General features: G+C 74.8%; 20 protein-coding genes. 12 read left to right on the top strand and 8 right to left on the bottom strand.

Annotation, left to right across the window (positions count from 1 at the left end; all coding sequences use genetic code 11):
• Nucleotides 1-223: 223 nt before the first annotated feature.
• Complete coding sequence (locus tag OG294_RS08560; protein WP_442789319.1) at nucleotides 224-1306, top strand: ROK family glucokinase; 1083 nt, start codon at nucleotides 224-226, stop codon at nucleotides 1304-1306.
• A gap of 24 nt (nucleotides 1307-1330) precedes the next feature.
• Here the strand turns inward: OG294_RS08560 and qcrB are convergent, their stop codons facing one another.
• Entirely contained in the window at nucleotides 1331-2917 is a 1587-nt protein-coding gene (gene qcrB / locus OG294_RS08555) for a cytochrome bc1 complex cytochrome b subunit (protein WP_327065826.1), read from the bottom strand.
• Nucleotides 2918-3178: 261 nt separating this feature from the next.
• Here qcrB and OG294_RS08550 point away from each other — a divergent pair, with 261 nt between their 5' ends.
• Complete coding sequence (locus tag OG294_RS08550; RefSeq protein ID WP_327065825.1) at nucleotides 3179-3982, top strand: exodeoxyribonuclease III; 804 nt, start codon at nucleotides 3179-3181, stop codon at nucleotides 3980-3982.
• A gap of 9 nt (nucleotides 3983-3991) precedes the next feature.
• On the opposite strand, the gene OG294_RS08545 is transcribed toward OG294_RS08550, so the two are convergent.
• Nucleotides 3992-4684, bottom strand: a complete 693-nt coding sequence (locus tag OG294_RS08545; protein ID WP_327065824.1) for a lysoplasmalogenase — start codon at nucleotides 4682-4684, stop codon at nucleotides 3992-3994.
• A gap of 245 nt (nucleotides 4685-4929) precedes the next feature.
• Here OG294_RS08545 and OG294_RS08540 point away from each other — a divergent pair, with 245 nt between their 5' ends.
• From OG294_RS08540 to OG294_RS08530, 3 genes are all read left to right on the top strand, one after another.
• Entirely contained in the window at nucleotides 4930-6762 is a 1833-nt protein-coding gene (locus OG294_RS08540) for a DUF2398 family protein (RefSeq protein WP_327065823.1), read from the top strand.
• An 88-nt stretch (nucleotides 6763-6850) separates the two neighbouring features.
• On the top strand, nucleotides 6851-7333 hold the full coding sequence (locus OG294_RS08535) for a helix-turn-helix domain-containing protein (RefSeq protein ID WP_327065822.1): 483 nt from the start codon (nucleotides 6851-6853) through the stop codon (nucleotides 7331-7333).
• A gap of 33 nt (nucleotides 7334-7366) precedes the next feature.
• The gene (locus tag OG294_RS08530; RefSeq protein WP_327065821.1) at nucleotides 7367-7717 is read left to right on the top strand and encodes a DUF4180 domain-containing protein; all 351 of its coding nucleotides are present in this window, start codon (nucleotides 7367-7369) and stop codon (nucleotides 7715-7717) included.
• A gap of 19 nt (nucleotides 7718-7736) precedes the next feature.
• Here OG294_RS08530 and OG294_RS08525 read toward each other — a convergent pair whose 3' ends face one another.
• From OG294_RS08525 to OG294_RS08515, 3 genes are all read right to left on the bottom strand, one after another.
• Nucleotides 7737-7961 carry a hypothetical protein gene (locus OG294_RS08525; protein ID WP_327065820.1) on the bottom strand — a complete coding sequence of 75 codons (225 nt, stop codon included), beginning with the start codon at nucleotides 7959-7961 and terminating at the stop codon, nucleotides 7737-7739.
• Nucleotides 7962-8157: 196 nt separating this feature from the next.
• On the bottom strand, nucleotides 8158-9828 hold the full coding sequence (locus OG294_RS08520) for a BCCT family transporter (RefSeq protein ID WP_327065819.1): 1671 nt from the start codon (nucleotides 9826-9828) through the stop codon (nucleotides 8158-8160).
• Nucleotides 9829-9953: 125 nt separating this feature from the next.
• On the bottom strand, nucleotides 9954-10928 hold the full coding sequence (locus OG294_RS08515) for an acyl-CoA thioesterase (protein ID WP_327065818.1): 975 nt from the start codon (nucleotides 10926-10928) through the stop codon (nucleotides 9954-9956).
• A gap of 73 nt (nucleotides 10929-11001) precedes the next feature.
• On the opposite strand from OG294_RS08515, the gene OG294_RS08510 reads away from it, so the two are divergent.
• The gene (locus OG294_RS08510) at nucleotides 11002-11943 is read left to right on the top strand and encodes a DUF389 domain-containing protein (RefSeq protein WP_327065817.1); all 942 of its coding nucleotides are present in this window, start codon (nucleotides 11002-11004) and stop codon (nucleotides 11941-11943) included.
• 22 nt (nucleotides 11944-11965) lie between these two features.
• Here OG294_RS08510 and OG294_RS08505 read toward each other — a convergent pair whose 3' ends face one another.
• From OG294_RS08505 to OG294_RS08495, 3 genes are all read right to left on the bottom strand, one after another.
• Nucleotides 11966-13192 (bottom strand): MBL fold metallo-hydrolase, encoded by a 1227-nt coding sequence (locus tag OG294_RS08505; protein WP_442789124.1) that lies wholly within the window; start codon nucleotides 13190-13192, stop codon nucleotides 11966-11968.
• Nucleotides 13193-13441: 249 nt separating this feature from the next.
• Nucleotides 13442-13894, bottom strand: a complete 453-nt coding sequence (locus tag OG294_RS08500; protein WP_327065816.1) for a MaoC family dehydratase — start codon at nucleotides 13892-13894, stop codon at nucleotides 13442-13444.
• Between the two features lie 81 nt (nucleotides 13895-13975).
• Nucleotides 13976-14416: a pyridoxamine 5'-phosphate oxidase family protein gene (locus tag OG294_RS08495; protein WP_327065815.1), complete on the bottom strand. Its 441-nt coding sequence runs from the start codon at nucleotides 14414-14416 to the stop codon at nucleotides 13976-13978.
• A 222-nt stretch (nucleotides 14417-14638) separates the two neighbouring features.
• On the opposite strand from OG294_RS08495, the gene OG294_RS08490 reads away from it, so the two are divergent.
• The 6 genes from OG294_RS08490 (at nucleotide 14639) to OG294_RS08465 (ending at nucleotide 21569) form a co-directional block, all read left to right on the top strand.
• Nucleotides 14639-15538, top strand: a complete 900-nt coding sequence (locus OG294_RS08490; RefSeq protein ID WP_327065814.1) for a hypothetical protein — start codon at nucleotides 14639-14641, stop codon at nucleotides 15536-15538.
• A gap of 277 nt (nucleotides 15539-15815) precedes the next feature.
• Complete coding sequence (locus OG294_RS08485; RefSeq protein ID WP_327065813.1) at nucleotides 15816-16385, top strand: hypothetical protein; 570 nt, start codon at nucleotides 15816-15818, stop codon at nucleotides 16383-16385.
• 5 nt (nucleotides 16386-16390) lie between these two features.
• Entirely contained in the window at nucleotides 16391-17413 is a 1023-nt protein-coding gene (locus OG294_RS08480) for a hypothetical protein (protein ID WP_327065812.1), read from the top strand.
• Between the two features lie 85 nt (nucleotides 17414-17498).
• Nucleotides 17499-18359, top strand: a complete 861-nt coding sequence (locus OG294_RS08475; protein WP_327065811.1) for an SAF domain-containing protein — start codon at nucleotides 17499-17501, stop codon at nucleotides 18357-18359.
• Nucleotides 18359-19843: a hypothetical protein gene (locus OG294_RS08470; protein ID WP_327065810.1), complete on the top strand. Its 1485-nt coding sequence runs from the start codon at nucleotides 18359-18361 to the stop codon at nucleotides 19841-19843. The genes OG294_RS08475 and OG294_RS08470 overlap by 1 nt, the downstream gene beginning before the upstream one ends.
• A 4-nt stretch (nucleotides 19844-19847) precedes the next feature.
• Entirely contained in the window at nucleotides 19848-21569 is a 1722-nt protein-coding gene (locus OG294_RS08465; protein ID WP_327065809.1) for a CpaF family protein, read from the top strand.
• Nucleotides 21570-21591 lie beyond the last annotated feature (22 nt).

Raw genomic sequence — 21591 nt, 5'->3', positions numbered from 1 at the left:
AACGACGGCGTGAACGTGTGCCCGGTTTCGTGCGTAGCTGACCGGAACCTGAGAGGAAGATCACGTGCAGCTGGGCGTTCGCCGTGTTCCGGCCTCCTAGTCTGACATCTGCCTGAGCGTGGCCCGGACCCGCGTCTCACCCCGCGCCCGGATGATCGGCGCGGCGTATCGTTCCAACGTGACCCAGCCCAACGGCCGCACCGGCCAACCCGTCCTCCCCGCGCTGCTCGGCCTCGGCCAGCGGGGCCTCGGTCAGCGCCGGTTCGACCGGTACGGCGCCGACCGCCGCCGCACCCTTCCGGCCGGCGTGCTGCGGCTGCCGACCATCGGCATCGACATCGGCGGCACCAAGGTGGTGGCCGGGGTGGTGAACGGCGAGGGGAAGATCGTCGAGCAGCTGCGCACCGAGACCCCGCACAAGAGCAAGAGCCCCAAGGTGGTCGAGGACGTCATCGTCGAGCTGGTGCTGGAGCTGGCCGACCGGCACGACGTGCACGCGGTGGGCATCGGCGCGGCCGGCTGGGTGGACCACGACCGCTCCCGGGTGCTCTTCGCCCCGCACCTGAACTGGCGCGACGAGCCGCTGCGCGAGGCGCTCAGCGACCGGCTGAAGTTCCCCGTGGTGGTCGAGAACGACGCGAACGCCGCCGCCTGGGCCGAGTGGCGCTTCGGCGCGGGCCGGGGCGAGGACCTGCTGGTGATGATCACCCTGGGCACCGGGATCGGCGGCGCGGTGGTGCGCCACGGCTACGTGGACCGGGGCCGCTACGGGCTGGCCGGCGAGTTCGGCCACATGCAGGTGGTCCCCGGCGGGCACCGCTGCCCGTGCGGCAACCGGGGCTGCTGGGAGCAGTACTCCTCGGGCAACGCGCTGGTGCGCGAGGCCCGCGAACTGGCGGTGGCCGAGTCGCCGGTGGCCCAGCCGCTGCTGGCCCGGGCCGGCGGCGAGGTGACGGCGATCACCGGGCCGCTGGTCACCGAGGCCGCCCAGGCCGGCGACCCGATGGCGGTGGAGCTGCTGCACGACATCGGCACCTGGCTGGGTGTGGGCCTGGCCAACCTGGCCGCCGCGCTGGACCCGGGCCGGTTCGTGATCGGCGGCGGTGTCTCGGCCGCCGGCGACCTGCTGCTCGCCCCCGCCCAGGACGCCTTCCGCCGCACCCTGACCGGCCGCGGCTTCCGTCCCGAGGCCGAGCTCACCCGTGCCGCCCTCGGCAACGAGGCCGGCCTGATCGGCGCCGCCGACCTGGCCCGCGCCGTCGCCCGCCGCTTCCGCACCGTCAAGCGCAGCCGCGCCGAGCGCTGAGCGGGTCCGCCGGCAGGGGCGGGCTCACTCCCGCTCGCTCTCCGGTGCCCCCGGCAGCTCGATCCGGTCGCGGTAGTACCAGCGGCTGAGCGCCGCGCGCAGCCGCGGCCCCGGCCCGCGGCCGGTGGCGCGCACGGGCGCCGGGCGGTCGTACAAGGTCAGCGCATGGCGCTGCACCGGGGTCAGCGCCCGCTGCTCGCCCTCGTAGCCGCCCTCGACCGACTGGCGGACGAACCCGGTGGGCGCCGAGCCGCCGGTGAAGCGGTCGCGGTCACCCGCCTGCAGCGCCAGGCAGAGACGGCGGGTGAGCCAGAAGGCGAACACCGGGGTGACGAAGAGCGCCACCCGCAGCACCCAGTCCACCGAGTCCACCGAGAGGTGCAGGACCAGCGCCAGCACGTCCTGCCCACCGGCCAGCAGCAGCACCACGTACGCCGTCATCGCGGCCACCCCCACCGCGGTGCGGGCCGGGCGGTCGCGGGGGCGGTCGCACAGGTGCCGCTCGCCGTGGTCGCCGGTGATCCACTGCTCCAGGAAGGGGTAGGCGTAGAGCGCCCCGAAGAGCACCAGCGGGAGGACCACCGCGGGCAGCAGCGGGTTCCACGCGATGGTGTGGCCCCACAGCCGGGTCTCGGTGCCCGGCATCAGCCGCAGCGCACCCTCCAGGAAGCCCATGTACCAGTCCGGCTGGGCGTCGGTGGAGGCCTGGTCGGCCCGGTAGGGGCCGTACTTCCAGATCGGGTTGATCTGCGCCAGCGCCCCGAGCGCCGCGATCACCCCGCAGACCATCGCCAGCAGCCCGGCGGTCTGGGTGGCGAACTGCGGGAACATCGGCTTGCCGACCACGTTGCGTTCGGTGCGCCCAGGGCCCGCCCACTGGGTGTGCTTGAGGTGGTAGACCAGGATCAGATGGGCCGTCACCAGGGCGACCAGCAGGCCGGGCAGCAGCAGGATGTGCGTGGTGTACAGCCGCGAGACGATGTCGGTGCCGGGCCACTCGCCGCCGAAGGCGAAGAACGCGAGGTAGCTGCCCACCAGCGGGACGGCCAGCATGAAGCCCTGCGCGGTGCGCAGCCCGGTGCCGGAGAGCAGGTCGTCGGGCAGCGAGTAGCCGGCGAAGCCCTCCACCAGGGCGAGCTGGAAGAGCGTCAGGCCGATCAGCCAGTTGACCTCGCGCGGCCGGCGGAAGGCGCCGGTGAAGAAGATCCGCAGCAGGTGCGCGCCGATCGCGGCCACGAAGACCAGCGCGGCCCAGTGGTGGATCTGCCGCACCAGCAGCCCGCCGCGCACCTCGAAGCTGATGTCCAGGGTGCTGGCGTAGGCCTCGGTCATCCGGATCCCGCGCAGCGGCGCGTAGCTGCCGGCATAGACCACCTCGCCCATCGCGGGCTTGAAGAAGAAGGTCAGGTAGACGCCGGTGAGCAGCAGCAGGACGAAGCTGTACAGGGCCAGTTCGCCGAGCAGGAAGGACCAGTGGTCGGGGAAGACCTTGCGCAGCTGCCCCTTGGCGGCGTCCAGGAACGGCAGCCGTCCGTCCAGGGCGACGGCGCTCCGCTCGGCGGCCCGGCCCAGGTCGGGCCCGCCCTGCTCCCCCGGTCGCCGCAGCCGCATGCGATCCGCACCTCGTCTCCGCTCCGGCGGCCGTCCGGGTGGACCGGCCCTCGCACCAGCTTGTCGCGGGTGCGGCGGACCGGCCCTGCCCCGCCCGCGCGCGGCGCCGGGGTTCACCCCGTCGCGCTATCCGCGGGCGCTCGGCCCGGCGGGTGCGGGCCGGATCTCGACGGTGGGCGGTGCTGTCGGTGCCGGACGGTATCTTCGGGGGCGGGTGCCAGGCCCGGCATCCGCCGCCCGTACCTGCTGGAAGGCCTGGTCGTGACCGTCCGCATCGCCACCTGGAACATCAACTCCGTCACCGCGCGGCTGCCCAAGCTCCTGGAGTGGCTGGAGAGCGCGAAGCCCGACGTGCTCTGCCTGCAGGAGCTCAAGTGCGCCGCGGACGCGTTCCCCTACGAGGAGGTGCGCGCCCTCGGCTACGAGACCGAGGCCCACGGCACCGGGCGGTGGAACGGGGTGGCCATCGTCTCCCGGATCGGCTTCGAGGACGTGGTGCGCGACCTGCCCGAGCAGCCGGGCTACCTGGCCGACGACGCGATGCTCCCGGTGATCGAGCCGCGCGCCATCGCCGCCACCTGCGGCCCGGTGCGGGTCTGGTCGGTCTACGTGCCCAACGGCCGCGAGGTCGGCCACGCCCACTTCCGCTACAAGCTCGACTGGCTCACCACGCTGCGCGACTCGGTGCGGGCGGACGCGGCCGGCGGGCGCCCGTTCGCCGTGCTCGGCGACTTCAACGTGGCGCCGAGCGACGAGGACGTCTACGACCTCGCCGACTTCGAGGGCGCCACCCACGTCACGCCCTTGGAGCGCGCCGCGCTGGCCGAGCTGCGCGAGGCGGGCCTGGCGGACGTCATGCCCCGCCCGCTCAAGTACGACCGGCCCTACACCTACTGGGACTACCGCCAGCTGGCCTTCCCGAAGAACCGCGGCATGCGGATCGACCTGGTCTACGGCAACCCGGCCTTCGAGGCGGCGGTGACCGACGCCTACGTCGACCGCGAGGCGCGCAAGGGCAAGGGCACCTCCGACCACACGCCCGTGGTGGTGGACCTCGACCTGTAGGACGGGGCCTCAGTCCTGGGCGGACTTCAGGGCGGCGGTGGCGAGCAGGTACTGGGCCAGCAGATAGGTCGACATGATCCAGAACTCGTGTCCGGGCAGCTCGCGCCAGCCGGCCAGGCGGGTGGCGATCAGCGTGTCGGAGAGCAGGAAGAGCGCGCCGCCGAGCCCGCCGCGCCGGCCCAGGCCCGCCGAGGCCACGGCGGTGGCGGCGAGCAGCAGGCTGTAGCCCGCCACCGGCGCCTTCAGTTCCCCGAGCCCGGGCCAGAGCTGGCTGATCATCACCGCCCAGGCCAGCGCGTACCCGGCCGCCACCAGCGCGGTGCGCCGACGGTCCGTCAGCGCACCCTGCTTGGCGAACATCGTCACGTAGCAGATGTGTGCCGCGGCGAAGGCGCCCATGCCGGCCAGGAACGCCGGCTCGCTGTCCACCTGGAGCAGTGCGTCCCCGGCGGCGCTGGCCAGCAGCGCGGGGGTGAGCAGCCGGGGCGCGCGGTCCGGCGCCGCCGAGCTGACGGCGTGGGTGGCGAGCAGGGGCATCAGGGCGGGCTTGGTGACCTGCTCGACCACCTTGGCCTCCGTCAGCAGCGAGCCCAGATGCGTGGCGGCGGTCGCGGCGAAGGCGGTCAGCAGACCGCGGGTCCGGCGCGGGGCCCGGAGCGCAGGGGCCCGGCGGGCGGTTGCGGTCGTCGTCAGGTTCAGCATGCCCGGCACGATAGGCGACCGGGGCGGACACCGGAAGACCGGGTTACCCGCGCGTAACCGCGGTCATCCTAGCGGTCCCGCCTGTTCGGTATCGCGCCAGGGCTTGCCCTGCCCCAACTGCCCGCCGACTCTCCGAGGCTGCGCCGCCACCTCACTCCGGTGTCTTAGGCTGTCTCCCGACACGATCGAGCGGGACGGACGAGCCGCGCGGCACACGGCCGCGGGACAGCACGGCGGAGGGGCGCGTGGGCGGGGGCGGAGGGCTGGAGGGGACCGATCCACCCACCGGCGCTGGTGACCTGCTGACCCTCCCTTCCGACGGCACCAGGCCGCCCACCGCTGCCACGCCCCCGCCGTCCTCCGGCGGCGGCACCGAAGCGGGCCCCGGCCCGCAGCCGGCCTACGGGGGCGAGGTGACACTGACCCTGACGGACTGGCAGCCGATCGAGCCCGAGCGGCGGCGCCCGGCGGCCGGGGGCGGAGCCGACCTCACCGAGGGGCTGCGCGAGCTCGCCCGGTGCTTCGCCGCCGCCACCCCCGACCAGGCCCACGACCTGTTCGCCAACGCCTTCGGCCTCTACGGTGCCCGGCACGTCGGCACCGCCCCTGCCCCGGCCTGCGCGGACCTCGCCGAGGCCAGCTGGTGGCACGGCCCGACGGTCCGTCAGCATGCCGGAGCGACGCCGTCGGGCGGCTCGCCGGCCCGTGCCCGGCGCGGGCGCCGCCTCGCGATCGCCCCCGCACCGGCCCCCTCCGCCGCCGCCGGCCGGCACCGCAAGCCCGAGCCGCCGGCCGGCGCGGCACTCCCGCAGGGCGCCGACCGCCGCCGCGCCGACGCGCTCTCGGCCGAACGCCGGGCCGCCGCACGGATGCTGCTCGCGCACCCGCTGGTCACCGCCACCGGCCCGCACGCCCAGGCCTTCGGACTGATCCGCCGTCACGCGGCCTGGCTCACCGAGCGCTTCGCCGAGCAGCTCGGCTATCCGCTCACCGTCACCGACTCCTTCGCCCGGTTGCGCAAGGCCGAGCTCGGCACCGGCACGCTGCGCCGCCTCACCGTGCACGGCCGCCCCTGCACCCCCGAGCAGTACGCCGCGCTGGCGCTGACCCTCGCCGTGCTGCTGGACGGCCCGGCGCGCTGGCCCGCCGCGCAGCTGGCGGCCCAGGTCGCGCACCCCGGCGCCGCCGCGGTGGGGGAGAGCGGTGCCGAAGCCGTCGCCGAGCCGGGGGTGCAGCCCCTCGCCGTGGATCCGGAGGCGGTCGGCGTGGCGATCGCGCTGCTCACCGAGTGGCAGGTCCTCGCCCTCTCCATACCCTCGGCAGCCGCGGCGCCCGCCGCCGCCTGGCTGACCGTCAACCGTGAACTCGCCGCTGCCGTGGTGGCCGGCTGCCGCCCGCCGGGCCCGCAGGACCCGCCGGCGCCGCGCACCACCGTGCCGGTCGCGGTCCGCCGCCGGCTGGTCGAGACACCGGCGCTGCTGCTGGCCGACCTGACCCCGCTGGAGCGGGAGTGGCTGTGGGAGTCGCGCACCGCCGAGGCGGCGATGCTCGCGGACTTCCTCGGGCTGACCGCCGAGATCCGCTGCGAGGGGATCGCGCTGCTCGACCCGGCGGGCGAGCTGACCGACCTGCGGTTCCCCGGTCCGGGGCCGCTGGCGCACGTGGCACTGCTGCTGGTCGAACGGCTGGTGGAGGAGCTCCGTCCGCTGCCCGCCGAGGACGAGCCAGCCGCCCGTCCGCCCGCGCCCGCGACCGCGGGCGTGCCGATCGCCGAGGCGCTGATAGACGGGATCCTCGGGGACCTGGCCGACGAGTACGACTCCGAGGACCACGGGCACGACCCGCGCGCCGCCCACTGGCGCCGGGCGCACCTGGCCGACCGGGCCGCCTTCCGCCGCGACCTGCTCGACCTGCTGCACGCGATGGGACTGATCGCCCCGAGCGCGCCGAGCGTTCCGTCCGGCGGCGAGCCGTGCGCCGCCCGCGGCGGCTGGACGCTGCTCGCCCCCGCGGCCCGCTACGCCGCGCGGCTCGAACTGGGCACCGAGCCGAGCACCGGGCGCCACTCCCGTCGCTGACCCCCTGCGTCGATCCCTCCCTATCACTCCCTATGCTGCCGTGAGGTTGGACAGCATAGGGATGTTTAGGGAAGGATGGTCCCAGGAGATGGCGCCGCAGATGTACTCGGTCGACCAGGTCGCCGTCCTGCTCGGCCTGCACGTACGCACGGTCCGCGCATACATCAGGGACGGGCGGCTCAAGGCCGTCCGGATCGGCAAGCAGTACCGGATCGCGGCGCAGGACCTGGCGGAGTTCACCGGCGGGTCCACGGCGGTGGCCGAGACCGAGGGCGCGTCCGGCGGTGCGGCCGAGGTCGCGACCGGGGGGTCGGGCGTCGCCGCGGCGGCGGAGGTCGAGGTGTCGAGCATCGTCCGGATCGACGGCATCGACGCCGTCGCGATGGACCGGCTCGCCACCCTGCTGCACGCCTCCGTCGCCCACCGCCCGGACCGGGTGCCGTTGCGGGTGGAGACGGTGCGCGACGAGGCGCGCCGCACCATGAAGATCATCGTGCTGGGCGGCGCGGAGGACAGTGCCGAGATCCTGCGCCTGGTCGGCGCGGTGGCGGCGGACATCTCAAGCCCCTGACAGAGAGGTTGAGTGGGAATGACGGTCCATCGGATGAGCGGTGCTGCCGTGCTGGTCTGCGAGCCGAAGGGGGATCCCGTGTCCGGCGTCCCGGACGCGCTGCAGCTGATCGGCGACGCGGCCGGCGGCGAAGCGCAGTGGGTGGCGGTGCCGGTGGCGCGCTGGCACCAGGACTTCTTCCGGCTGCGCACCGGCGTGGCCGGCGAGCTGCTGCAGAAGTTCGCGCAGTACCGGGTCAACGTCGCCGTGGTCGGCGACATCTCCCGGTGGACCGAGGAGAGTTCGGCGCTGCGCGACTTCGTGCGCGAGTGCGACCGGGGGAGCCAGATCTGGTTCGTCACCGACCTCGCGGAGCTGGACGAGCGGCTGGCCGCCCGGGGCTGACCGCCTCCCGGCCGGCCCGTCAGCGGCTCTGGGCCGCCGCGGTCACCGCGGTGTGGTGCTGGACGGTCTCCACGGTCGCGCCCACGCCGAGCGTGCCGAGCGCGACCGAGGCGGCCACCGCGGCGCAGGCCAGGTAGCGGCGGTGGCGCTTGGGCAGCGGAAAGCGTGCGGCGTCCGGTGCGTCCGGGGAGTCCGCGGGGAGGGGCTCCACCGGGAGGCGGAGCGGCGGCAACGAGTCGTCCATGGTCCGAGCATTCCAGTCGGGTGTTAAACGATGACGACACACGGGTGAACGCCGCACCGGCGGGATGCGGCGGTTTGGCACGAAACGGCCCGCCCCCACCTGGGCAGATGCCCCGGGAGCGGGCTCCCGGCCGACCGCAGGCCGGTCGGGTCCCGCTCGGCGGGCGGTGGAGAACGGCCGCGACGGCGGCGCTACTTCACCCGGACGGGGGAGCCTGGCCGGCCGGCACCTTGTCCGGCGGGTCGCCGACCGCCACCCGCACCGCGTCGCGCAGCCCGTGCCCGGGGTGGAACCGCGGCGGCCCGGCCGACGGGTCCTGGCGCAGCTCCTTGACCAGCGCCAGGCAGAGCCCGAGCATCACCACCACGAACGGCAGCGCGACCAGGATGGTGGCGTTCTGCAGCGCCGTCAGCCCGCCGGCCAGCAGCAGCGCGGCGGCCACCCCGCCCATCAGCACGCCCCAGACCACCACCAGCCAGGTGCGCGGGTGCAGCGAGCCGCCGCTGGAGAGCGAGCCGAGCACCAGCGAGGCGGAGTCCGCGCTGGTGATGAAGTAGGTCATGACCAGGAGCACGCACACCACGCTGCTCACCGACCCCCAGGGCAGCGACTTCATCATCGCGAAGAGCGAGGCCTCCGGACCCTGCGGGATGGTGGCCACCAGGTCCGCGCGCCCGGTGGCGTCCAGCCGGATCGCGGTGCCGCCCATCACGCAGAACCAGACCACGGTGGCCCCGCTGGGCACCAGCAGCACCCCGACCAGGAACTCGCGCACCGTGCGGCCGCGCGAGATGCGCGCGATGAAGGTACCGACGAAGGGCGCCCAGGAGAGCCACCAGGCCCAGTAGAAGATGGTCCAGGACCCGAGCCACTTCTCGTCCGTGAAGGCGCCGGTCTGACTGGCCATCGTGACCAGGTCGGCGAGGTAGCCGCCGACGGTGGCCGGGATGGCGTCCAGCACGTAGACGGTCGGCCCGACCACGAAGACGAAGAGCATGATCACCGAGGCCAGCACCACGTTGGCGGTGCTCAGCCACTTGACCCCCTTGTGCACCCCGGAGAAGGCGGAGAGCACGAAGGCGGCGGTCAGCGAGCCGATGATGATCAGCTGCAGGTGCCGGGAGTTCTGCGCCGAGGAGATGTAGCCCAGGCCGTCGGCCACCTGCAGCGCGCCCAGGCCGAGGCTGGTCGCGGAGCCGAAGACGGTGGCGAAGACCGCCAGCAGGTCGATCCCCTTGCCCGCCCAGCCGTTCGCCCGGCGCTCGCCGAGCAGCGGCACGAAGGCCGCGCTGATCCGGTTGCCCCGCCCCTTGCGGAAGGTCGTGTACGCCATCGCCAGGCCGCCGACCGCGTAGATCGCCCACGGGTGCAGGGTCCAGTGGAAGAGCGAGAACTCCAGCGCGGACCGGGCGGCCGCCGGGGTCAGCGGGGTCAGCCCGGAGCCGGGCTGCGGCTGGGCGTAGAGCTGGAGCGGCTCGCCGACGCCGTAGAACATCAGGCCGATGCCCATGCCGGCGCTGAACATCATGGCGATCCAGGCCAGCGTGGAGAACTCGGGGCGCTCCTCGTCGCGGCCCAGCCTGATCCGGCCGAACCGGCTGAGCGCCAGCAGCACGGTCAGCACCAGGAAGACGTCCGCGGCGACCACGAAGAGCCAGCCGAAGTTGTGCAGCACCCAGCCGAGCGCGGTGCTGGACGCGTGGCCCAGCGACTTCTGGGCGAAGACGCCCCAGCCGACCACGCCGAGCACCACCACGGCGCTGACCCCGAAGACCACCCGGTCGGTCGGCAGCGTCTCCCGCGGGGGCGGGGCCGGCGCCGGCAGCGGCGTCAGGAGGTCCGGGCTGTCGGGGGGCTGACGGGTCATCGGTGGCCTCTCGCCGCGACGGTGCGGCGGAAAGCGCCGCATATCGCACTATCTCCGGCGAAATCTCGGCACCGGCCCCCGACGCGCCGTGTTCCCCGACGCGCCGTGCCCCCGCCCCGCGGGCGTCAGCCGCGCGGCAGCGGGCGCCGCTCGCGCACCAGGGTCTCCTGGACGGCGGAGGCCACCAGCTGCCCGTCCCGGCTGTAGAACTCACCGAGCGCCAGCCCCCGGCCGTCCGAGACGGAGGGGCTGCGCTGGGCGAAGAGCAGCCAGTCGTCCGCCCGGAACGGCCGGTGGAACCACATCGCGTGGTCCAGCGAGGCCAGCGTGACCGGTGGCGGCTCACTGCGCTGGAAGCGGTGCGGCTGGCGGTGCAGCGCGGTGGTGGCGGCCAGCGTCAGGTCCGAGAGGTAGGTCAGCGCGCACACGTGCAGCAGCCCGTCCTCGGCCGGCAGCGGCGAACCGCTGCGCAGCCAGACGAACTGCTGCGGCACGCCCTCGGCCTCCGGCGGCATGCCCGGCGCGTCCGGCGGAATGAAGCGGATGTCCAACGAGTGGAACCCGGCCGCCTGGTCGAAGTCGGCCGGGTCGGCGCGCGCCCACTCCGGGAACGGGTCGGGCAGCTCCTCGGGCCCCGGCACCGGCGGCATGACGCGCTGGCGCTCGGGGGCCTGCTCGGGCTGCTTGAAGGAGGCGGAGAGCGTGAAGATCGCCTCGCCGCGCTGGACGGCCGTCACCCGGCGGGTGGCGTAGGAGTGGCCGTCGCGGATCCGCTCCACCTGGTAGATGATCGGGCGGCCGGGGTCGCCGGGTCTCAGGAAGTAGCCGTGCAGCGAGTGCACCCCGCGCCCGGCGGGCATGGTGCGGCCACCGGCGGTGAGCGCCTGGGCGGCCACCTGGCCGCCGAAGGCGCGCAGCGGGGCACCGGCGTGGCAGTGGCCCCGGAACAGGTTCTCGTCCAGCTCCTCGATCCGCAGCAGGTCCCGGAACGAGGCCACCTGGACCCCGCTCGCGGGGGTGGGAGCCGAGTGGTCGGCCTGACCCTGACCCTCGCCGGGCCCCTGGGCCGTCCGGTGGTCGCGTGCCGGTGCGTCTGCCATCCGGTCATAGTGGCAGAACGCACAGGGCGGCACTGTGAGGTGGGTTACCCGTCGGCAACCTCCGGAGTCCCTCGTGCTGCACCTGCGCCTGATCGTCCCCGGCCCGCTGCTCCCCGCCGTGCTCGACCTGCTGGACTCCACCCTCGGCGTCACCCACGTCGTCACGCTGCCGGCCGCGGCCCGGCGCCCGCCCGGGGACGTGGTGCTGTGCGACGTGGCGCGCGAGTCGGCGGACGAGCTGCTGGCGGGACTGCGTGCACTCGGGGTGCCCGAGCAGGGGGCGATCGACGTCTCCGCGCTGGAGCTGTCCATCTCGCGGGCCGCCCGGGAGGCCGAGAGCCGGGCCCCGGGCCTGGGCTCGGACGCCCTGGTCTGGGAGTCGGTCACCGAGGTCACCCACGAGGAGTCCGCCTTCTCCTACACCTACCTGGCGTTCATCGTCACGGCCACCATGCTGGCGGCCTGCGGCGTGGTGCTGGACAGCGCCGTGCTGATCGTCGGCGCGATGGTGGTGGGGCCCGAGTTCGGGCCGCTGGCCGGGCTCTGCGTCGCCCTGGTGCAGCGGCGCGCCCACCCCGCGCTGCGCTCGCTCACCGCGCTGCTGGGCGGGTTCGCGGTGGCGATCGTGCTGACCATCCTGTTCAGCTGGATGATGAACGCCTTCGGCCTCTTCACCGAGGCGGACTTCCACGGCTCGCGGCCGAACACCTCGTTCGTCTTCCAGCCGGACGCGCTCTCCCTGGTGGTGGCGTTCCTCGGCGGCGTCGCCGGGCTGCTCTCGCTGACCTCCGCGAAGTCCGGCGCGCTGGTGGGGGTGGCGATCTCGGTCACCACCGTGCCGGCGGCGGCCAACGCGGCGGTGGCGCTGGCCTACGGGGAGTTCGGGCAGGCCCGGGGGTCGACCGTGCAGCTGCTGCTGAACATGTCGGGGATCGTGATCGCCGGCGTGCTGACCCTGCTGGTGCAGCAGTCGGCCTGGCGGCAGCTGAGGAGCCGCCGCCGCACCGCCCGGTGACGGTGCGGCGGCCGAGCGGGCGTCAGGCCGGGACCTCGTCCTCGTGCGAGTGGGCGGGCGTGGCCGCAGCGGCGGGGGCGACGGGCGTGGCGGGCGCCGCGGGCACCAGCGGCGTGCTCTCCGGCAGGCCGGCGACCGTGCGCCACCAGGCGCGCTGCACGGGCGGCTCGGCCGGCTCGAACGGCGCGCCCGGCAGCGGCACCGCCACCGCGGCGCCGAGCGTGGCCGCCGCCGCCATGGTGCGTTCGGCGGGCTCCTCCCACGGGTGCGGCGCGAGGTTGAAGGTCGCCCAGTGGATCGGCAGCAGCAGCCCGCCGCGCACGTCCTGGTGCGCCCGCACCCCTTCCTCCGGCGTCATGTGCACCTCGGGCCAGAACTGGCTGTAGGCGCCGACCTGGGTCATCGTCGCGTCGAACGGGCCCAGCAGCTCGCCGATCCGGGTGAAGCCGGGGAAGTAGCCGGTATCCCCGCTGTGGAAGACCCGGTGCTCGGGGCCGGCCACCGCCCAGGAGGCCCAGAGCATCAGCGGGTCGGTGCGCGGGCCGCGGCTGCAGTAGTGCCGGGCGGGGGTCGCGGTCAGCGTCAGACCCGCCAGCTCGGCCGACTCCCACCAGTCCAGCTCGGTGATCCGCTCGGCGGGCACCCCCCAGTGCTCCAGGTGCGCGCCGACCCCCAGCGGGGCGGCGAACCGGGCACCGCTGCCGATCAGCGCCCGGATCGTCGTCATGTCCAGGTGGTCGTAGTGGTCGTGGGAGATCACCACGACGTCCACCGGGCCGAGGTCGGCCAGCCGGATCGGCATCGGGTGCAGCCGCTTGGGCCCGATCCCGGGGAACGGCGAGCAGCGCACGCCCCAGACCGGGTCGAAGAGCACCCGGCGGCCGTCCAGCTCGGCCAGCACGGTGGCGTGGCCCAGCCAGGTCAGCCGCAGCCCCGAGGCCGGTGCCACCGCCAGCTCGGCGGAGCGCAGCCGGTGCACCGGGATCGGCCGGGCCGGCACCCGCCGGCCCCGGTTCGAGGCGAGCTGGGCCCGGCTGATCTCCAGCGGCGAGCGCTCGTAGACCAGCCGGCGGGTGGGCACCGGGTTCTGGAAGGCGCCGTCCGCGAAGTTCGGGCTGCCCTGGATCCGCTCCAGGCGCGCGCCGGTGGGTACGGCGCCGAAGGCGTCCGTCCGCATCCGTCGCCAGCCGGCGGCCGACAGGCCGCGAAGATCGGTGAAGCGGGACGAGCTGGGGACCGAGCCGGGCACGGCACCTCCTAGGAAGGGACGTCAGGGGCACCACGTCGAGCGGACACCGGTGTGGTGCGGCGCCCGCTCGATACGATCAACACCTCATCGGGAGACTACCCAAAGCGACGCTGCCGGGCGCGGTGGATCGGGCGATCCACCCGCCGTTCGAGGCGTGGCGCTGCCGGTCGACGGGGCCGCTCCGGCAGGCCCGGCGGGACCGGTCCGACGGGGCGTCAGGATGCGGTCGCCGCCGGGCGGGGAGCGGGATCAGACGTAGAACCGGGTGATCGTCTCGGCGACGCAGTGCGGCTTCGGGCTGGCCTCGCTGCTGATGGTGAACCGGACCACCGCCTGCCGGCCGTCGGCCACCTCGGTCATCGAGAGCAGTTCGGCCGTCGCCCGCACCGGGGTGCCGACCGGCAGCGGAGCCGGGAAACGCACCTTCTCCGAGCCGTAGTTGACCGCCATCCGGATGCCCCCGACGCCGTAGCACTCCTTGGCCAGCAGCGGGATCAGCGAGAGGGTGAGGTAGCCGTGCGCGATCGGGCCGCCGAACGGGCCGGCCTTGGCGCGCTCGGGGTCGACGTGGATCCACTGGTGGTCGCCGGTCGCCTCGGCGAACAGGTCGACCTGCTCCTGCGTCACCGTGTGCCAGGCGCTGGTGCCCAGCACGGTGCCGACCGCCTCGGTCAGCTCGTCAAGGGTGGCGAAGGTCGTCATGCTGCGCTCCTGAGGCCGGTCGGGGGCTCGGACGGGCGGACGGCCTTCCGCCCGTCCCGGGAGCGTAGCCCTACCGACCGGTCAGTTGGCGGCTGGGGCCGGACAGGGCCTGGGGGAGTGCAGCAGGCGGTGGCCGGTGACCAGCTCGGCGGTGAGGGTGACGAAGAGCGGCTCGCGTCCGGCCACCCAGGGCAGCGGGCCGCCGTGCAGCAGGGCGGCGTGCCGGGCCGGGTCGCGGACCACCTCGGCCTGGCCGTGCACCACCACGCTCCAGCCGGTCCGGGTCGCCTCGTGGAGCCGGTCGGCCTGGAAGGCGGCCACGGTGCCGTCGAGGGCCCGGGCGAGCTGGCCGTCCTGCGGCAGTCCGAGCAGCAGCCGGCCGTCCGTGTCGAGCTGGAAGGCGACCGGGAGCACCCGCAGCAGCGCGTGTTCGGTGTACACCACGCGCCCGATGGGCACGGTGCTGAGCAGCCGCAGGCACTCGGCCTCGCTCAGGTCCTCGATACGGTCGACACGGTCCATGATCCGATGGTGCGCCTGCCGGGGGCGAGGCCAGTAGGGCCCATGGTCCCGGGTCCGGCGCGGGCCCGGGGCGGGTCGCGGGAGGGGCATCGGGACGGGAGCCGAGCCGTGAGCCGTGCCGAGTGCTGGGCCGGGCCTCGCTCCGAGGTGCAGGATGGGCCTCGTCCGACACGACAGGGGCGGGCCACGGTGGGGACGGGTACGGCGAAGAGGGGTGCGGCAGTGACGGGTCTGGGTGTGGGAGCCGGCGCGGGGGCGGGCGGTCTGGGGACGGGCGCGGCCGGCGGCGTCGAGCTGGTGGTGATCGGTGCCAACGGCGGGCCGGAGCGCAGCTACGGCGGCTCGGCGCAGGCCGCGCACGGAGCCGAGGTACTGGCCAAGGCGCTGCCGCCGGTCTGCTTCGACACCGGCAACCGGGGCTGCCGGGTGACCGTGGTGCCGCCCGACGCGGATGCCAACACGATGCTGACCGCGCTGAGCGCAGCCGCCCGGCAGGAGGGGCGCTGGCTGGTGGTCTGCCTGCTCGGTCAGCTGATCGCCGACCCGCGCGGTCGGCGCCTGGCGCTGGTCACCGCGGGCAGCACGCCCGACAACGCCTACATGCGCGGGCTGGCCTGGGACTGGGTGGTGAGCACCATGGTGCACGGCGCCCAGGAGGAGGCGCTGCTGCTGGTGGACGCCGTCGCCGCCCCCGAGACCTGGGCGGCCCTCGGCGGGGTGGCCGGCGAGCAGGGGGTGGCCGAGCTGCTGGTCCACTCCCGGGTGCCGCTCTGGGGGCGGATCGGCCCCTACCCCGGGGGGCGCCGCGGGCGCTCGGCGGTGCTCCCGGGCGCGGAGGGGTCGTTCAGCTGGGCGCTCGGCCGGGTCCTGGAGCGCGGAGTTCCGGGCGCGCCCCCCGCCCTCGCGCCGGCCGAGTTCCAGCCGACGGTGGCCGCCGAGCTCGCCTGGGGTGAACTGGCGTCAGGCATCGAGGCACGGCTGCTCGTCCCCCCTTCGGGTGGCCGGTTGTTGCTGCGGAATCGGGCCGCTGTGCGAGGTGCACTGGCCGGATTGTCGGTTTCTGAAGAACTGTTGGCTGTTCTGTGGCGCGAAAGTGCTCCAACGGATCCGCCTTCCGCGTAAGGTCAGGGGCCCAAGGTGTTGCCGTACGCGGTGGGGTTGGCGAAGAATCGTGCTCCACACCGCACTTCGGCACCAGGCAGGTGTTTTCTGCCAACTTCGGCCGACGGTCGGTTAGTCGCGACTAGGTGGGGCTATGCACCGGTGCAGGGCTTTGTTACGCCTGAGGGCGGTCGGGGTCGGCGCGACGGTTCTGCTCACGCTCCTCGCGGCGGGCTGCGCCGGGCGGTCGCCGGGGCAGCCGGAGCGGCTGTCAACTGCCGTGCCAGGTGCGGTGGGTGTGGCCGGTGGGGGATCGACCGGCGGGCCGGGCGCCGAACCCTCGGCCGGATCGTCGAATGCGCCGGGCGCCTCGGACGGTTCCGCGAACGGATCGGACGGATCTCCGGACGGGGGGGCTGCGACCGGCAGCCCGGCGCCGACCAGTGGGGCGCAAGGGGCGGTCGGCCGCGTCGTACTGAAGACCTATCAGGACTGGTGGGCCGCCCAGGTCTCGGCCTACTCCGGTGCTGATCCGAACGGGGCCCAAGTAAGGATCTATTCCAGCGGAACCGCGCTCGGAAACATCCTGACGAGCCTGCAATCCCTGCACGACGCCAAAATGGTGATGAACGGCAAGCCGGTGCTTTCCCCGGTGGTGCAGAGCGTCGATCTCGCCAGCAATCCGCAGCGCGCGGTGATCGAGGACTGCGTGGACGTCAGCGGCTGGCACCAGGTGGACGCCGCCGACGGCAGCAACAAGGACGCGCCGCAGCGGCTGACCCGCTATCCGGCGCAGGCGGTACTGCTGGTGAAGGGCAGTATCTGGACGGTGTTCGAGTTCAATCGCGAGACGGGCCGGACATGTTGAGGACCATGCGTCGAATCCCTGCTCTCCTCGGTCAACTCCTGCTGCTGACCGGCCTGCTGGCCGGCTCGGCGATCCCCGCGCGGGCGGCGGGGCCGTCCGGCGGCGTCAACCCCTGCGTGGTGCTCGCGGTCTGCGTGGTGCTCCAGGACCCCGGCAGCGGCGGCTCCCCCGGCGGTGGCGGGGCGACGGGCGGCGGCTCGGGGGGCGGCAGCGGCGGTGGCGGTTCGGGCGGCGCCGAGCCGACCTGCGCGTGGCACGGGGTGCAGCACCCGTGCTGGGACCCGGACCTGGGGTACTTCGACACCGCGAGCGGGTGCTACTTCACCCAGGCCGATCCGCAGCCGGCGGCCGACGACCCGTCCTGGGGCGGCAACACCTCAGCGGACGGCGCCGTCTACCTGAAGACCTGCTACGACGCGAACAACAATGCCGAAGGCGCCGCCCTGGTGTTCCTGAACAAGCCGCCGAACATCGCCGCGCCCCCGCCGACCCCCGCCACGGTGGCCCAGATGGCCGTCAAGAAGCTGCAGTTCGCCCGGCCGGTCCCGCACACCGCGCCGCCCGGTCAGGCCGTGGTGGGGTCGCCGGTCTGGTTCTGGTACGAGACCTCGGACGCCACCCACGACGAAACGGTCGGGCCGCAGAGCCAGACCGTCTCGCTCAACGGCGTCTCGGTGAGCGCCACCGCCACGCTGGTCGACGTGGTCTGGGACCTCGGCCACGTCGACCCCGCCACCGGGCAGGAAGCGACGCTGGACTGCAAGGGCAAGGGCGCCGGACACCCGTACGCGGACGGGCTGGCGCAGAACCCGCCGGCCGACGCGTGCATCGGGCAGTTCGGCCGCACCTCGCCCGCGGGGGCGGCCAAGGCGGCGACGACCAGCGGCTACGACCTGACGGTCACCCAGTACTGGACGATCACCACCACGAACCTCGCCGACGGCTCGCACCCGTGGGGGCCGGTCGACATCCAGGTCTCCAGCGATCCGCTCGCCCTCCAGGTCAACGAGCTCCAGGTGCTCAACTGACCTGCCGCCACCGCATGTCATCGCCCGTCATCGCGTCCCGTCGCATCCACCGCACGTCAGCGCTCGTCAGGAAGGCCGAAGTCCGATGGAGAACCGCACCTTCTCGTCGCCGACCCTCGGCGCACAGGGAGCCGTCGGCTACGGCCAGGACCAGGTGACCGCCGCGCCCGCGACCTCGCGCGCCGAGGCCCGCTCCGGCCCCCTCGCGCCGTCCCGCTCGCTGCGGGCGCGGCGGCGCCGGCCCGCCGTGATCGCCATGGCGGCGGCGCTGATCGCGGCCGGCGGCCTGGGCGGCGCGGTGCTCTACAACAGCTCCGGTCAGCGGATCGCGGTGCTGGCGCTGGCCCGTGACGTCCCGTACGGGCAGCCGCTGACGGCCGACGACCTGGTGGTGGCCCGGATCGCCAGCGACCCCGCGCTCGCCCCGGTGAGTGCCGCGGACCGGAATTTGGCGATCGGCCAGCGGGCCACCGGCGACCTGCACCGCGGCGCGCTGCTGCTGGCGGCTGACCTGACCCGGGCGCTGGTCGTGCAGCCCGGGATGCAGGAGGTCGGGCTGCCGGTGCACACCAGCCAACTGCCCGCCGACGGGCTCCAGGTGGGCCAGCAGATCGTGATCGTGCAGCTCGCCGACTCGAACGCCGGCTCGACGGGCGGCGGCGGGCACGGTCCGGTCACCATGAACGCGGTGGTGGCCGAGCTGGGCAAGGCGGGCAGCGACGGCAGCCAGGTGATCGACGTCGCCGTGCCGCCGAGCGACGCGACCACGCTGGCGGTCTGGGCGGCCGGTGGCAGGTTCCAGGTGATCCTGGCGCCGAAGGCGGGGGCAGGGGCGCCGTCCGCGGGGGCCTCGCCCTCGGCCGGATCCGGTGCGGCGTCCCCGGGTTCGGCGTCCGGGGCCCCGGGCTCGCCGTCGGCGCCGGCCTCCGGCGGGAGCGCGGCCTGATGGCCGTGATCGCGGTCACCGGCGGGCCGGGGGCGCCCGGGGCCACCACCACCGCGCTCGCGCTGCTGCTCTGCTGGCCGCTGGCACCGGGGCGCAAGGTCATGCTCGTCGAGTGCGACCCGGACGGCGGCGCCGCGCTGGCGGGCGCGCTGGAGGGCCGGGTCGAGGCGGTCTACGGGCTGCGCAACCTCGCCGTCGCCGACCGGCGCGGGCTGCTCGCGCAGGCCATCTGGGAGCAGCTGATCGACATCTCCCCGCAGGGCGCGGGCGAGCGGCTGCTGCTGCCCGGCCTGACCGATCCGGCGCAGGCCGCCGGGCTCGCCTACACCTGGGAGCCGCTGGTCGAGGCGCTGCGCGCGCTCGAACCGGAGGGCTACGACGTGCTGCTCGACCTCGGCCGCTCCGGCGCGCTCGGGCCCGGCGCGGTGCTGGCCCGGCGGGCGGACGCGGTGGTCGCCACCGTCCGCACCACGTTGCGCGGCCTGAGCGCCGCCCGCCCGCGGCTGGCCGCGCTGCGCGCGGACCTGGAGACGGCCGGCACCGGCACCGACGCGCTCGGCCTGCTGCTGATCACCGAGGGGCCCTACCCGGTGGCGGACATCACCCGCGAACTCGGCCTGCCGGTGCTGGGGACGCTCCCGTACGCGGTCCGGACCGCCCGGGTGCTCTCGGACGGCGGGGACAGCACCGACCGGCGGTTCGTCCGGTCGGAGCTGATGCGCACCGCCCGGACCACGGCGGACCGGATCCAGGCGCTGGTGGCGGAGCGGCGGGCCAGACTGACGGCCCCGGCCGGTGCCGCCCCGGCCGGGGCGGGTGGCGCGGCAGCCGAGGGCGGCCTCGCCTGGGGGGCCGCGCCGCAGCCGCCGTCCGCGGCGGTGGGGGAGCGGGTCCCCGAGGCCTCGCAGTACCAGGGGTTCCAGGGCTACGAGCCGGAGCAGGCCGGGCCGTCGGAGCGGCAGTACCAGCAGGCGTACGCGCCGCCGTCCGGCCAGCTCTTCGAGCCGCCGGCGGCCGAACCGGCGTACCAGCAGGCGTACCAGCCGACCCCTCAGCCGGCGTACCAGTCGACGTACCGGCCCGGTGTCGCCGAGCCGGCGTTCGGGCCGGGGCAGCCGCAGCCCGCGGAGCAGCCGGTGACGTACCAGCCGCCACCGCCCGCGCAGCCCGCACCCGCGCAGCCCGCGGCGCCAGCGGCGCCAGCGGTGCAGCCGTACCAGCAGCCGCAGCCGCAGCCGTCGGGGGTTCCGGCGGTGCGGGAGTACCCGGCACCGATGGCGGGCGGGCAGGCGTTCACCTCGTCCGCCGGGCAGGTGTACGTGCCGTCGGCCGGGCCGGTGCAGGTGCGGCCCGCCGCGCCGGGCCAGCAGCCCGCCGCGCCGCCGCCGCTGGCGGGAATAGCGCCGCACCCGGCGGCCCCCGAGCCGTTCCGGGCGCCGACCGAGGAGACCGAGACCCAGGGAGAGGTGCTCCGTGCGCGGTAGCCCCATGCGTGACCGCGCCACGGCCGTGGACGCGGATGCCCCGGCCGATCACGCGGCGCAGCCCGACGCGACCGGATGGGGAGGCCGGGTGGTGCCGACCGGGTCGCCGGCCGCCGGCCGGCCGTGGGCCGCACAGCCCGGCCCGCAGCCGCCGGCCCGGTCCTGGCCGGGCGACTGGTCGGCCACCGCCACCCACCCCCAGCCGCCCGCGCCCGCCCCCGCTGGTATGCCCGCCCCGATGCCCGCCGGCGTGCCCAGTGCCGTGCCCACCCCTGCCGCGACCGCCTCGCCCGCGGGGCTGCCCGTGCTGCCCGCCCCCGAGAAGTGGAGCGCGGGCACCGCACCCGTGGTGGACCCGAAGCTGGCCCGCGAGCTCAAGCGCCAGGTGGCCGCCGAACTGCACCAGCAGCTCTCCCGGCTGGCGCCGGGCCAGGGGCAGGAGGTGGACCGCGCCACCCGCCGCCAGCGCGGCCGCGCGCTGATCGAGGAGGCGGTGGCCCGCTGGTCCGACGGCTACGCCCAGAACCACGGCGTGCCCCCGACCCGGGAGCAGGACCGGGTGCTCGCCGAGGCCGTCTACGACCTGCTCTTCCGGGCCGGCCGGCTGCAGCCCTACCTGGACGACCCGGAGATCGAGAACATCCTGATCAACGGGTGCGACGACGTCTGGGTCTCGCGCGTCCACCAGCCGCTGCGCAAGGTGCCGCCGGTGGCCGACAGCGACGCCGAACTGATCGAGCTGCTCCAGGACCTGGCCCGCCAGCACGGCGGCGGCGAGCGCAGCCTGAGCACCGCCAACCCGACGCTGGCGCTGCGCCTGGAGGGCGGCATGCGCCTGCAGGCGATGACGGAGGTGACGCCGCGGCCCTACGTCGCGATCCGCCGCCACCGGGTCGCCTCCGCCACGCTCGCCGACATGGTGACGCTGGGCACCGTGGACTCGACGATCGCGGCCTTCCTGGCCTCGGCGATCAGGGCCCGGAAGAACGTGATGATCACCGGCACCCAGGGCGTCGGCAAGACCAGCCTGCTGCGCGCGATGGCCGCCGAGATACCGCCGGACGAGCGGATCGGCACCCTGGAGTCGGAGTTCGAGCTGTGGCTGCACACGCTCGGCCACCTGCGCCAGGTGGTGCCGATGGAGGCCCGCGAGGGCAACGGCGAGCGGATCGACGGCAAACCGGCCGGCGAGCTGACGATCGGTGAACTCATCCCGGCAGCACTGCGGATGACGCTGTCGCGGATCATCGTCGGCGAGGTCCGCTCGGGCGAGGTGGTCCCGATGCTGCGGGTGATGACCAACGGCGAGGGCGGGTCGATGTGCACGCTGCACGCGCGCGGTCCGCACATGGTGGTGGACCGGATCGCCGAACTCTGCCTGGAGTACGGCTCGCACATGACCGACGCGCTCGCCTACCGGCTGACCGCCAACGCGATCGACCTGATCGTGCACGTCTCGATGGTCGACGAGACGCCGGTGGGCGGCCGGCGCCACCGGTTCGTCTCGCACGTGCTGGAGGTCACCGGGCTCGGCGAGCACGGCCGCCCGGCGCTGAACACCGTCTTCGGCCCGCGCCCCGAGCTCGGAGAGCCGCGGGCCGTGCCGCACACGCCGCCGAACTGCCTGGACGACCTGCGCCGCGCGGGTTTCGACGCCGGGCTGCTGCAGTCCGCCTACGGCAGCTGGAGCGCGCCGCTCTCGCTGCGGATCGGGGGCCTGCGATGAGAGCGGCGCGACCGGGCCGTCC

This window comes from Kitasatospora sp. NBC_01302 (assembly GCF_035976515.1).
In the GTDB taxonomy this organism is placed as follows: Bacteria; Actinomycetota; Actinomycetes; order Streptomycetales; family Streptomycetaceae; genus Kitasatospora.
Note: the sequence above shows the minus strand (reverse complement) of the source record. Positions and strands in the feature narration are given on the sequence as shown.

Coding starts and splice junctions, on each gene's coding strand:
- qcrB (WP_327065826.1), bottom strand. CDS start 2,917: ATGCGGCTGCGGCGACCGGGGGAGCAGGGCGGGCCCGACCTGGGCCGG.
- OG294_RS08545 (WP_327065824.1), bottom strand. CDS start 4,684: ATGCTGAACCTGACGACGACCGCAACCGCCCGCCGGGCCCCTGCGCTC.
- OG294_RS08535 (WP_327065822.1), top strand. CDS start 6,851: ATGGCGCCGCAGATGTACTCGGTCGACCAGGTCGCCGTCCTGCTCGGC.
- OG294_RS08530 (WP_327065821.1), top strand. CDS start 7,367: ATGAGCGGTGCTGCCGTGCTGGTCTGCGAGCCGAAGGGGGATCCCGTG.
- OG294_RS08525 (WP_327065820.1), bottom strand. CDS start 7,961: ATGGACGACTCGTTGCCGCCGCTCCGCCTCCCGGTGGAGCCCCTCCCC.
- OG294_RS08520 (WP_327065819.1), bottom strand. CDS start 9,828: ATGACCCGTCAGCCCCCCGACAGCCCGGACCTCCTGACGCCGCTGCCG.
- OG294_RS08515 (WP_327065818.1), bottom strand. CDS start 10,928: ATGGCAGACGCACCGGCACGCGACCACCGGACGGCCCAGGGGCCCGGC.
- OG294_RS08500 (WP_327065816.1), bottom strand. CDS start 13,894: ATGACGACCTTCGCCACCCTTGACGAGCTGACCGAGGCGGTCGGCACC.
- OG294_RS08495 (WP_327065815.1), bottom strand. CDS start 14,416: ATGGACCGTGTCGACCGTATCGAGGACCTGAGCGAGGCCGAGTGCCTG.
- OG294_RS08480 (WP_327065812.1), top strand. CDS start 16,391: ATGCGTCGAATCCCTGCTCTCCTCGGTCAACTCCTGCTGCTGACCGGC.
- OG294_RS08475 (WP_327065811.1), top strand. CDS start 17,499: ATGGAGAACCGCACCTTCTCGTCGCCGACCCTCGGCGCACAGGGAGCC.
- OG294_RS08470 (WP_327065810.1), top strand. CDS start 18,359: ATGGCCGTGATCGCGGTCACCGGCGGGCCGGGGGCGCCCGGGGCCACC.
- OG294_RS08465 (WP_327065809.1), top strand. CDS start 19,848: ATGCGTGACCGCGCCACGGCCGTGGACGCGGATGCCCCGGCCGATCAC.